Source organism: Ensifer sp. Root142 (assembly GCF_001426785.1).
Classification (GTDB): Bacteria; Pseudomonadota; Alphaproteobacteria; order Rhizobiales; family Rhizobiaceae; genus Ensifer; species Ensifer canadensis.
Window position 1 is genome coordinate 208,631 of sequence record NZ_LMFK01000002.1, and the last position, 11,686, is coordinate 220,316.

12 protein-coding genes are annotated in these 11,686 nt (G+C 58.0%); 5 read left to right on the plus strand and 7 right to left on the minus strand.

Annotated features, from left to right (window positions below; translation table 11 throughout):
• Positions 1 to 358 precede the first annotated feature (358 nt).
• The 3 genes from ASD52_RS05895 to ASD52_RS05905 form a co-directional block, all read right to left on the minus strand.
• On the minus strand, positions 359 to 874 hold the full coding sequence (locus ASD52_RS05895; RefSeq protein WP_337797723.1) for an alpha/beta fold hydrolase: 516 nt from the start codon (positions 872 to 874) through the stop codon (positions 359 to 361).
• A gap of 211 nt (positions 875 to 1,085) precedes the next feature.
• Entirely contained in the window at positions 1,086 to 1,475 is a 390-nt protein-coding gene (locus tag ASD52_RS05900; protein ID WP_057218557.1) for a hypothetical protein, read from the minus strand.
• A gap of 124 nt (positions 1,476 to 1,599) precedes the next feature.
• Positions 1,600 to 3,933 (minus strand): PBP1A family penicillin-binding protein, encoded by a 2,334-nt coding sequence (locus ASD52_RS05905; protein WP_057223569.1) that lies wholly within the window; start codon positions 3,931 to 3,933, stop codon positions 1,600 to 1,602.
• 528 nt (positions 3,934 to 4,461) lie between these two features.
• Here ASD52_RS05905 and ASD52_RS05915 point away from each other — a divergent pair.
• Together ASD52_RS05915 and ASD52_RS05920 are read left to right on the plus strand one after the other, a co-directional pair.
• The gene (locus tag ASD52_RS05915) at positions 4,462 to 4,776 is read left to right on the plus strand and encodes a hypothetical protein (RefSeq protein ID WP_057205554.1); all 315 of its coding nucleotides are present in this window, start codon (positions 4,462 to 4,464) and stop codon (positions 4,774 to 4,776) included.
• 38 nt (positions 4,777 to 4,814) lie between these two features.
• Positions 4,815 to 5,429 carry a general stress protein gene (locus ASD52_RS05920; RefSeq protein ID WP_057205552.1) on the plus strand — a complete coding sequence of 205 codons (615 nt, stop codon included), beginning with the start codon at positions 4,815 to 4,817 and terminating at the stop codon, positions 5,427 to 5,429.
• Positions 5,430 to 6,021: 592 nt separating this feature from the next.
• On the opposite strand, the gene ASD52_RS05925 is transcribed toward ASD52_RS05920, so the two are convergent.
• The 3 genes from ASD52_RS05925 to ASD52_RS05935 all read right to left on the minus strand — a co-directional run bounded on the left by ASD52_RS05925 (position 6,022) and on the right by ASD52_RS05935 (position 8,098).
• On the minus strand, positions 6,022 to 6,681 hold the full coding sequence (locus tag ASD52_RS05925) for a DUF6766 family protein (RefSeq protein ID WP_057205612.1): 660 nt from the start codon (positions 6,679 to 6,681) through the stop codon (positions 6,022 to 6,024).
• Positions 6,682 to 6,819: 138 nt separating this feature from the next.
• On the minus strand, positions 6,820 to 7,047 hold the full coding sequence (locus tag ASD52_RS05930; protein ID WP_057218687.1) for a hypothetical protein: 228 nt from the start codon (positions 7,045 to 7,047) through the stop codon (positions 6,820 to 6,822).
• Positions 7,048 to 7,174: 127 nt separating this feature from the next.
• A complete protein-coding gene (locus tag ASD52_RS05935) occupies positions 7,175 to 8,098 on the minus strand; it encodes a hypothetical protein (RefSeq protein ID WP_057218554.1) in 924 nt (307 codons plus the stop codon).
• A gap of 178 nt (positions 8,099 to 8,276) precedes the next feature.
• Here ASD52_RS05935 and ASD52_RS05940 point away from each other — a divergent pair, with 178 nt between their 5' ends.
• The 3 genes from ASD52_RS05940 to ASD52_RS05955 all read left to right on the plus strand — a co-directional run bounded on the left by ASD52_RS05940 (position 8,277) and on the right by ASD52_RS05955 (position 11,099).
• Positions 8,277 to 8,591, plus strand: a complete 315-nt coding sequence (locus tag ASD52_RS05940; protein ID WP_057218552.1) for a hypothetical protein — start codon at positions 8,277 to 8,279, stop codon at positions 8,589 to 8,591.
• Between the two features lie 403 nt (positions 8,592 to 8,994).
• Positions 8,995 to 9,600, plus strand: coding sequence for a DNA-3-methyladenine glycosylase (locus ASD52_RS05950; RefSeq protein WP_156612938.1), 606 nt, complete (start codon positions 8,995 to 8,997; stop codon positions 9,598 to 9,600).
• Between the two features lie 239 nt (positions 9,601 to 9,839).
• The gene (locus ASD52_RS05955; RefSeq protein ID WP_057223573.1) at positions 9,840 to 11,099 is read left to right on the plus strand and encodes a DUF763 domain-containing protein; all 1,260 of its coding nucleotides are present in this window, start codon (positions 9,840 to 9,842) and stop codon (positions 11,097 to 11,099) included.
• Positions 11,100 to 11,158: 59 nt separating this feature from the next.
• Here the strand turns inward: ASD52_RS05955 and ASD52_RS05960 are convergent, their stop codons facing one another.
• Positions 11,159 to 11,611 (minus strand): hypothetical protein, encoded by a 453-nt coding sequence (locus tag ASD52_RS05960; protein WP_057218545.1) that lies wholly within the window; start codon positions 11,609 to 11,611, stop codon positions 11,159 to 11,161.
• Between the last annotated feature and the right edge of the window lie 75 nt (positions 11,612 to 11,686).

An 11,686-nucleotide genomic window follows, 5' to 3' on the forward strand; every position in this document is an offset into this window, starting at 1 on the left:
CCAGACCAGATATACACGGTATGTCCTGTGGATGTTCGCTGCTTGTTCGCGACGCCTTGACGGTCTTTCGCCCGATTAATCATCCTCGATCGCCATTCAGGCGGGGAGTTGGTAACGATCCTGGCGATTACCAAAGCCAATGCAATGTGAAGCTGTTGAATACAATCCCCGGCATCAGCGAGATCTTCGCCCGGTTGATCGAATGGTGATGGCTACCAATTCCTCCACATTCCAGTTTGTAAGGCGCACGCAGCCATGATCGACCGGATACCCAAGTAGTCGATCGCCGCAATCATCCTACCGGGCTGTGAAAACCCGAAGCGTGCGGCAGGCTCAAGTGCGGCAACTTGCCCCGAAGTCATGCGGACAGCCGAGAAAGAAATTCGCGCACAAGCACTCGTGCTTCATCGAAGTGGGTTTCCAGCAGCCAGTGACCGGCACCAGCGATCAGATGCAGCTGCGCATTCGGCAGATCACGCAAATAGGCTCGGGCAGACTGGGCCGGCATGTAGCCGTCTTCTGGTCCCCATACGATCAAAGTCGAAGGCTGGTTCTGGCGCAAATAGGCTTGATAGCGGGGAAACCAGGTAAAATTCTCTTCCCAGATTTCGATCAGCCGGACTGAAATCCTTCGTCTTTCCGGCGTATTCATCAAGGGCCAATGCAGTTTCCACAAATCCGGGGGAACTCGTGCGGCAACCTCGGCCGACACTTCACCCACAAATTCCGCGCGAAAGCCTGCTTCCGATACCGCGTCTTCCAACACCCGGTGCGTCTCGGTCGTGCGATCCGCCCACCAGGATTTCAGCGCCGCATACTTGGGGCCCATGAAATCCTCGTAGATGTCGCCGTTCTGAATGATGAGGCCTGTTATCCTATCGAGGAACTGTCCTGAAACTGTTGCAGAAAGCGCTTTTTGAACTCTCCTCCATCGAGGCGCGGACTTGGGCTTCCCTTTCTGGGGATAAGATCAACTTCCAAAATAGTGTCATCGTGCGGCGATCTGCACTTTCGTTGCAAATGACGAAACTCCCGCTCCGCGCATCCTCCGGTGGATGAACGACTGCCCGCGTCACCGTTTGTGATCATGATTTGGCGTCAGGATGATCAGTTCTTCCCGTGGGAATCGTGCTAACGGTGGCGGCGGGCGGATCACTTGCTGGAAAAGACGCCTTCAGACCTTCGTCAAGCTGTTCCTCCAATGTGCCCGTGTCCTTGGCGGTGCGCGCGCTGCGCAGTGATTCTACAGCGGGCGATACCTGGGGATCTGTCTCTGGCTCCACCTCGGTGGCGACCTTATCGAACGTGGCCACCTGGACCATGAGCGCCTTAGCCTTTGCGACGGCACTATCAACGTCCAGATCGTGTTCGCTGTCCTGCAGCCGAACCGAGATCACGTTGCCACCCTCTGCGACCCATTCAACAGTCATCACGCCCCCTGGGTCGGAAAGCACCTGTTGTCCGATGATGTTCATAGCTATCTCCGTTGGTGATAAGGAGAACCACTTCGGACGGCAGATGTTCCCCCTCGAGGCCCGACAGACTGCCAATCGAGCAAAAATCATAATTCGTCTGAAAATATGATCGTATCGCGAACAGCTACCGCTCACACAGCCGGCGCTCTCCCCGATAAGGCTGGTAGGTGCAGTCGGACGCTCGAAACGATCGATAGCTCCGCGCGCAAGCCCTAATATTGCAGGACGCTGCTGGCCCTTCTTGGCTTGTCATCAGCCCTGTATCTGGATCAATCTGAGGTTCAGGTTGGGCCATTGCCGCTTGCATGAAATCCCGCCAAATGCGCGCCGGGAGCGCACCACCGGTGACGCCCTTCATAGGCGTGTCGTCATCGTTACCGACCCAGACGCCGGCAACAAGATCTTCCGTAAAACCTACAAACCAGGCGTCACGGTTGTTCTGGCTGGTGCCGGTCTTTCCGGCTGCAAATGAACCCGGGAAAGCATCACGTCCGGTGCCGCGCTCGACCACAAGCTGCAATAGGCTCACCAGATCCTGTTGGTAGGTGGAGAGATCGGTCGAAGCGGCTGTGAGCGGGCCGACGCGGAACGCCTTGGTTTGGGTCGACGCCTGAAAATCGATTACGCCCCAAGGTTCGACCGGCGATTTTCCCAGGCGGATCGAGGCATAGGCGCCCGTCAGGTCAAGCAGACTGACTTCGGATGATCCGAGCGCTAATGCCGGCACGGGATTTAGTGGAGCATCGATTCCGAGCTCTCTTGCGGCCGCTACAACATTCTCGATGCCCACTTCCTGCGCCAGCGCAACCGTTGCACCATTGAGAGATCGGGCGAAGGCTTCCGCAATTGTTACCCATCCATGATAGCGGCCTGTCGAGTTTTGCGGCGACCACCCGTCGACTTCAATCGGGCCATCGAAGACCTGATCACGCAAGGTAAGTCCGTTCTTCAATGCGGCATAGAAGACGAAAAGCTTGAACGTTGAGCCAGGCTGTCTCTTCGCGGCAACGGCGCGGTTAAACTGGCTGGCCTTGTAGTCGCGTCCGCCGACCATCGCGACCACCGCTCCATCTGGCGTCATTGCGACCAGTGCGGCCTGTGACGCACCCAGAGTTTTCCCTTCCTTATCAAGATTGCGAGCGACGACATCTTCGGCAAGCTGCTGAAGGCGTGGCACCAGCGTCGTGCGCACTGTTGTCGAACCTGGAGAGGCACCTGCAATTTCGCCGGCCTGGGGCGAAATCCAGTCAGCAAACCAACTGCCCGAGCGCCGCGTCGGCGTGGTCGGATGCAATTCGGCAAACTTCGCCTTGGCGGCGGACGCATCTTGCGCTGCGAGCTTGCCGTTTGCCACCATCGCGTCGAGGACCGTTGTCGTCCTTTCGCGTGCGGCTTCGAAATTGTCGATCGGATTCAATTGGCTCGGCGCCTTCAACAGTCCGGCCAGCATCGCAGCTTCCTGGACGTTGAGTGCGGCAATCTCCTTGTTGAAATAGATCCGGGCTGCCGCGGGCATTCCTGTCGCGCCGGACCCGAGGTAAACGGAGTTCAAGTATCGCGTGAGGATCTCCCGCTTGCCAAGCTTCCACTCGAGCCAGAACGCGATAACCAGTTCCTGCAGCTTGCGCTTCAGCGTGCGATCGCTTTCAAGGTACTGCACTTTGATCAGTTGCTGGGTAATCGTGCTGCCGCCTTGAACGACCGAGCCGGCCTGGAAGTTTCTCAATACGGCCCGCATGATGCCTTTCAAATCGACTCCGTAATGATCCATGAACCGCCGATCCTCGATTGAAAGTACGGCATCGACCAAATGCGCTGGAAATTCCTCGTATCGGGCGTAGGGGCCCTGGAAAGGACCTTGTCTTACGATTGGCTGGCCGTCCGCGGCTTCAAGGACCACGATAGGTTTTAGGGAGCCGTCGGCGATTTCTCGCCACGGCACATCCTTCAGTGCCCAGATCAGCATTCCGATCACGAAGATCGCAAAGGTCAACGTCACCATCAAGATCCCGGCTTTCCATGAGCGAGGCTGAAGTCGCAAGGCGGGAAACCATGCCGGCGTGGAGACGACGCCTACTGCACCGGATATTCCTTTGCGGAGGGGGGCCATGGCTGATGCCGCCCTCTGTCGAAATTTGGGGGGGAATGAGGCGCGCGAAGCTCTCGCGACCAGTTTGAGCTTCTTGATCAGCGCGGGCGAACCTGCGAGGCAACGCTGTCCGACTGTGCCGAGATCGCGGCGAAAAGCGGATGCAAGATGGCGAAGTGCGCGCTTGCTTTCCGTAAAGGCGGGTGGGTGCGGCTCGCTCTCGTCTGACGATGCAACCGCAGCGGCGCTGTCGCTAGAGCTGACAGCCGGCTCCACCGCTGCCCGAATGGCTTCTGGTTCGACCCCAATCGTCGAAGAATTGGTATCTTCATCATCGGTCTGATTTGGGCTGTCAGCGGAGTGGGTCATTTCCTGCCGGCGATATTGTTCCTTCTAAGAAATTAGTGCGAGAAAGGGCAGAAGAAAGGCGTTGATGCCAACCGGCCGCGATCGCTATAGAGACCGAGTACGAGCGGCCTGGCTGTAACGAACGCCAAGCGCTTCGTCGTTCATCGTGACTTGGAGTACGTGATCCGCAAATTCAGGCGCTCGATGATCTGCCAGTCGAATTTCCATCGCAGTACGGACATCGTTAGTTTTGTTCCTGCCGCGGGTTTGCGGTAACCCGCACGTCCAACCTCGGCATCCGAATTGAGCGCCTCGGCGGTCGAATTGGGGAACTTTCAGCTCGCGTCGAAGTTTGACTGAAGCGCCTCGTCATCGAGCGAATTTTTAAGAAGTTCGGCCTCACCTAGGAAGGTGGTTGGCATACGAACGGTTTTTGTAAGCCATTGTAACTTATAGATAACCAAAATCTTCTTTGCGACGGAAAAGGAACCATCGCCAAGCACCCGCGTTGTCTCAGCGTCGTTCAATTTTCGCATCGAGGAGACAACAATGAGACAAATGATCGTCGCGACAGCCTTTCTGGCGGCAAGCGCATTCAGTGCCTATGCACAGACCGCAACAACGTCGCCGGACCCTGAAACGCCGGCAATCGCCACGCCCGACACCACCAATCCGACCGCGCCTGTCGAGGGCGCCAACAGCTTCACCGAAGAGCAGGCGCGCGCCCGACTTCAGGAGAACGGCTACACCGCGGTGACGGGGCTGAAGCTGGACGAGAAGGGCATATGGCACGCCTCTGCCACCAAGGACGGAAAGCCCGTAACCGTCACCCTCGACTACCAGGGCAACATCGTCGCCAACTGAAGTTGTTATCTCAGCAAACCCATCGAAGGAAAACCAACATGAAAACCGTGACTGGACTTTTCGACACCTATGACCAAGCATCTGAAGCTGTACGAGCGCTGAAAGCCGCCGGCATTCCCGATGACGACATCAGCATGGTCGCGAGCAACGGCGAGGGCCGATACAAGGTTGACGACACAGAAGGTGCGGCCGAAGGGGCGGGTACCGGTGCTGGCATCGGTGCTGCGGTCGGCGGCGCAGGCGGTCTTCTGACCGGCCTCGGGCTGATGGCGATCCCGGGTGTCGGCCCGGTCGTTGCTGCCGGCTGGCTTGCGGCGACTGCTGCGGGTGCTGCTGCCGGTGCGGTTGCCGGTGGTGCGGTCGGCGGGATTATCGGGGCGCTGACGGATTCCGGCGTGCCGGAAGAAGATGCGCATGTCTATGCCGAGGGTGTGCGCCGAGGCGGCACATTGGTAACAGCGCGCGTTGCCGACAGCGAGGCTGCCGAGGCGGAGGCGATCCTCAGGCGATCGAACTGGGTGGATCTCGAGGAGCGGCGCTCCTCTTATCGCGAGCAAGGTTGGAACCGATTCGATGAGACACTCGATCCCTATAGCCCGGCGCAAATTGAAGAGGAACGCACACGATACGCTAGCCGTGGAACGTTGATCTAACCAAATAGAACTTCGAAAAGGCCGTCCATGTGGGCGGCCTTTCTTATTTGTTTACTTTGCTTCAGAGCGACAAACGTGATCATCCATGCCTCTGGCCAATAACGATAGTGGGCGATCCATTGGGAACACGTACTTTGGCCTTGAGTCGCCAGTAATCGGCGAGGATCTCTCTGCTCATGTTTCTAGAACAATGCAGATAAGAAAATGTAGGGTTGCGCGGTCGCTTCATGGGAAGGTTGGGCCCGAACTTCGGCGATGCCTCCTTGTCGCTTGGATTGAGCGGCCTCTACACCGGGTCTCATGGCGTGGATACCTCCCTTGTCCATCGAATAGTCAAACAGCTTTTTTCGCCGTCAAGACCCGTGACCGAGCCGGTTGTGATGATTGCCGAGCCCGGCCTGTAACGGTGCAAGAAGAGTGGCGCTTCACGCCGGTCGTTGCGGAAAAGCTGTGTCCGACATAGCTACCGCATCGGCATATCCATTGGCCGGCCGCACCAAGACATTTTTTCGGGCACTCCGGACCGCGATCGGCCCGGCCAACTATCAGCTATCCGCACCGTATCGGCGCACGCGCGGGCCAAGCGCTGCTCTTATGAGCCGGTCTCGCGGTGAGGCGCGCCTACAGGCTTGGATTCAGGAGAGCCCCGGTACCTCAAGAAGATCGACAAAACAACAATCAGCGCCGTTGACAGGAATTCCGATTGCCAGTTTTGAAGGGATTCAAACCAGAATTGTGCGCTGCCGAGATGCTGCATGACCGTCGTTGTCGCTTGGCCATGCAATTGCGCCGTCTCGCTCTCCGATCTGGCGCTGGAGACAAGATGGAGTACGAAACTCGCAAGGAAGAGACCGGTGAGAACAATTCCCAGCGAGTACGCATAAAGCAGCCGTACCATACCGCCCCTCTTGACTGGCCACGGCGCCTCGGGATCTTCTTCTCGGTGCGCAAGTCCTTCATCTTGAGGCGACCTCTCGTCAGGATCCTTGGATTCCGCAGAGCCCCTTTGATAGAGATAGGCGGTCAGCACGACATAAACCGACATTTGCAGAAATTCACTTTCCCAGTTCTCGAAGACGGCGGATAGAAAGTCGCCGCTTAAGCCATACTGCATCAATGTCAGCGCCGGCGATCCGTGGGCCGCCAACTCTTCATTGTTCGCCAGCCAGCCGGCTATGTACATGCCGGCGATGGTCATGAGTGTCGCGGTCACGAGGACGATCGTCAGGCTGTTGTCTCGTAGAAAACGCACGTCACGCTCCTCCATTTGGATGTGCCACTAACCGCGACCGGATCAAGATAGTTCCGAAATCGCAATCTCCGAGGCGCAAGGCGGTAAATCCTAAGAGCTGGTCGAGCGACGCCGTAAAACTTCCCCGGCTCGCGACAATCAATCGAGCCATTGATTGCGAAACGTGAGCGTTGCGACCGAACCGGTTTTGCCGATGTCGGTACGAACCAAAACGGATATGTCTGTGCGGTTGCGATCTGGGAGTTCATCCCGAGCAACGTCCAAGAGGATTTCCTGCGTCACGGCATCCCGCGAACCAAGCTCGACGCCTTGCTCATCTCGTGTTTCGCCGTCACCGTTATGAAGATCGAAAAAATAGCGCGTCATCAAACCTCCAATCGAAAGGAAAAAGCAGGAAAAGCCCTCATTCTTCCCGAGGATGACGAGCATCAGTGCACGCTGCCTCCGCAGAACGACGTTCACGCTCTCGTACACTTCCAACTGCTTGACATGCTCAATGGGTGCCTTCGTGTGCAGCACCACGGGCCCTCTCACTGGGGGGCGCAGTTCTCCTTTGTTTTTTTCGCTCCAGGCGGCGCGCCTCCGATCGCGCTTCACGCAGCTCGTCCAGAACTGGCCGCCACCAGCCCCGCGCCATCTCGAACGCGTTCGGCTTCTCACGCGCCGGCCAGGTTGCCACCAGTTCGGCTAGCGACGCCGGGCGCCAACGAACCCAGACAAAATCGCGCGGATCGCCTGCAGCATGGGGATAGAAGCGCTTGATATCATCCGGCTCGGCGTATTCTCCGGCCACCTCGGCTATAATCACCACGCCGTAGGAACATGTCGTCACCGCCTGACCGATCGGTGGTAGCGCCCCGGCTGGAACCGGATAACGCCGGCGGCGACGTTCGGCATAGCGCAATTTCGCGCGCTCGGACTTCGCCGTATGTTTTTCCGCTTCCTTCCGGCGCTTGCGCTCCTCAGGTTCGCTAGCGCGCGCAGCTGCGTCTATATCAGGCCATGAACGTCGCAGTGCTTCGTAGGATCGGAACGGCACCCGCCAAGCGTGCATCTCATCATCCCACCGAGCCCAAGGGATTAACCGCAATTGCTCAACAACGTCCCTGGAATAAGGGGTGCGTATCTGGATATCGTCTTCGATTTGAAGATATTGACTGGAAATAGGATCGAAAGCGTACGCATCGCGGCCTTTGGCATCCGCATATAAATCGAGGTTTTCGCTCTCGCGCGCCAGCCACTGTGCAATGCGTTTGCCGGCGGTCTTGCCCGGCACGAACCAACTGCGTTGCTCCTCGTTCCAGCGAGCGCGTGGGAATGCATTGCGGAAGCGTTCCACCGTCATTCTGTCGTAGGCGAATTTCGCTGTGGCGCCACGACGGGGTTCGCTATCAGACCTTTCCTTGGGCTTAGGCATCGTCGTCACCGTAAAATACTATCTGGTGAGCCTAACGCTCACGAACGCCACAGGTTCATTCGTCACGAACGCTCCATTGGGGCTGGCATTTGTAAATGCTCGCCGCGGTCGTTTCCGATGGAACAACACGACGTTTTCACCGTTGAGTGGCATTGCCTTCATGTGAGAGGAAACAGCGATGGTGGATCAGACCGGCTACGAAAGCGATGGCGATTTCGCAAAAGTCGGGGTCGTCAACGAGCCACTCGAGACGGCACCAGAAAATGACGCCACACTGGCACGACAGGCCCAACTTGAGGCGCTGCGGACAGAAATTGTGAACCTGCGCGCGGAACTCGCCGCAATCGTTGGTGGGACGTCCCGGTTGGCCGTGACTGAGGCTGTCGTCGCACTTGAAACAACGCAGAACCGGATCAGAGACCACCTCGCCCCCGTTCTGATTGCGGCCGCCGCCATAGGATACCTCTGGGGGGCGTCTATCCGACGGCGTTAATGATCGTCTCTGCCTTCCAGATCAGGCCGTTGATCCGGCGCGCTCGATGTTGATCGCTCACGTGGATCGAAAAGGTAAACACGTACCAGCCGGCAAGCTTGATCGCGATGGTCGATCTTCGGTTCTTTATGATGCCGTCGCGCTTCTGGCATCCAAGAAAGGTTCGGATGTGTTCCAACGCTAAGCGAACGCGAGGATTTGTACCGATGTTTCGTCCATTGCAAGTTATTGCCTTTTGAGACGAGCGTACCGCTTTTAAACATAGGACGGGTTGCGTAAGACGTCGGCGAAAGGTCGACTGAGCTTGCCTATCGATCTGGGCCGCCAGACGCTGGCGGCTTCTGTTGGGAACGGCCCAATTTCGTCGCCCACAAGGCCACCGGAGAAAGGAGGAACAGCAGTGATTTCGCACGCGTTTTTCAATCGTTACGCTGTTGATGTTGCCGAAGCGCTGATCGGGACCGTCCTGGAGGTCGACGGCGTCGGCGGCATAATCGTCGAAACAGAAGCTTACACAATCGAAGACCCCGCTTCCCATAGTCACAAAGGCCCGACGAAACGCAACGCTTCCATGTTCGCTGCAGCTGGCAATGCCTACGTTTACAGGTCCTATGGGCTGCATTGGTGCCTGAACTTCGTGTGCGAAGCAGGCAGCGCTGTGCTGATCCGGGCGATCGAACCGACCACTGGCATCGAATCGATGCGACAGCGACGCAGCGGCGCCAACACATTTCTTTTATGTGCAGGCCCCGGGCGCCTTTGCCAGGCACTGGCTGTGTCACAGGAGTTCGACGGATTGTCACTTTTTTCGGCCCCCTTCAGGCTTTCCGCCGGCAGCAGTGCAGTCGAGGTTTGCCGAGGTCCGCGTGTTGGCATCAGCAAGGCTGTCGATCTGCCGTGGCGATTCGGCGCAAGGGGTTCTGGTTTTCTAAGCCGGAGTTTTCCAGACCCGACCGTTTTGTCGGAAATTGACGCGCCGGCGTCACAATCAATCCATCGAAGGGAATGACGGTGGAACATCCCAGCACCGGGTGCATTCCCTTTAAAGGTCACAGGCTGTGCCAAGCGGACGCGATGGGGATGGAGAACATCAGGGTTTTTCCGCTTTCACCTTTTGGCCAACGAAACGGCAGTCGAGCTTCTTACCCGTCCAGCCTGCGACCGTCCGCCTCAAGCGCAAACTTCCCAATCCGGCACCGCAAATGCTAAAACGCGCCATCCGTCGTTGCGGATCAACAGGATAAGCTCATGGTAAAACGTTCCGGTAGTGCTGATCTTCCCCTCCACGGCGGGCGCGTGCCGAAGTGGCTCGGAGATCGCATGACGAAGCTCGGTGCCATCATTACCGAAGCTGTCATCCTGCACTACGGACGAGACGAATTCCTGCGTCGAATGGCCCACCCTTTCTGGTTTCAGTCCTTTGGCGCCGTGATGGGCATGGACTGGCACTCTTCCGGTATCACCACCAGCGTCATTGGCGCTCTGAAGCGCGGACTGACGCCGCTGTCCGCGGAGCTTGGAATTCATGTTTGCGGCGGGCGTGGTGCGCAGTCACGTAAAACTCCCGCGGAACTGCTTGCGATCGGTGATCGGGTCGGCTTCGACGCTCACCGTCTCGTAACCACCAGCCGCCTCGTCGCGAAGATCGACAGTGCCGCGGTTCAAGATGGATTTGATCTCTACCTGCACGGTTTCATCGTCACCGACGATGGACAATGGGTCGTCGTCCAGCAGGGTATGAACGGCGATCAACGACAGGCCAGGCGCTATCACTGGCTGTCGGAAAACCTGGAAAGCTTTCTCGATTCCCCGCATGCTGCCATTGAAGGAAACGCCCAAGGCATCATCGTCAACCTCGCCGACCGACGCGCTGAGCGATCGCGAGAAGGACAGCTTGACCTGCTTGCAAATATGGGACCCGACAGCATCGTGCGCGAGGCCCTCGCCGTGCGGCGGGGAGGGCCCGTTGTCGAAAGTCTTCCAGATCAACTGTCGCTCCCGCATCTGATCATGCCGGCTCACCACGACGTGCGCGAAAAGGACGTCAACATGGGACGTCTGCATGCAGCGCTCGCCTCTGCAGCCGAGCGGGGACCGAAGGATTTTCAGGAGCTGCTTTTGACGCCTGGCGTCGGCGCGCGAACCGTCGAAGCACTGGCCATGGTTGCTGAAGTCGTCCACGGCGCACCATGCCGCTTTTCCGACCCTGCACGCTTTTCGTTGGCTCACGGCGGCAAGGATCGTCATCCGTTCCCCGTTCCGTTGAAAGTCTATGACGAAACACTCAAGGTGATGAAGTCCGCCGTTTCAAGAGGCAAGCTCGGTAACACCGAAGAGCTCGACGCACTTCGGCGCCTTGACGAGCAGGCGCGTCGCCTTGAGCATTACGTGACCGGCCCTGACCTGAAGGAAATCGTTGCCGGCGAATTCCGAAACTCCGCCTCACTTGGCGGACGCAGTGTCTTCGGCTGGGAGCCGCCGTCAGAGACCGAGCTATCAAGAGAATAGAGGCTGAAGCATTCAGACTGCCGCCATCGTGAAAGACCGAGCTTCTCCCAGCGTGACACTCAGATCTGTACCGGCTTTATAGTCGCTATCGATATGTCGCCTTCCATCAGGCCGCGCACAAGCCCTGGCTTTGCATGCTCGACCTCAATGACCGTGTAGAGCTTTTCGTCACGGAACGCGCTTGCATCCAGCGTGCTGACGCCTTCGGCGGGTGCGGCATCGACCTCCATGTAGTCTAGTTCGCATCCCGAAGCGACGACACGCGCATCGCCCGACGAACGAGCGGCCACCAGCACCTCACCTTGATTGAGGGCATTCTGCCACCGCGGGTCCGTGGGTGCGGCCACCGGCACCAGCCGATAGACGTTCAACGTCTCGCCATCCCCGACAAAATCGGTCGATTGGCGCCGCGCATCGGCAAACTGTGCCTTGCTTTCCATTGATCTGCCAAACTCCGTATCGCTCTCGCCGGTGGACTTCACGTCGCCACCACGCTGCACATTGTTGGACATTTTTATCTCCTTCGGGGTTCGGCCGCGGTTGATCAGTAGGTAGGGGTCGGAATTCCCCTGTCAGGAAGAAACGGC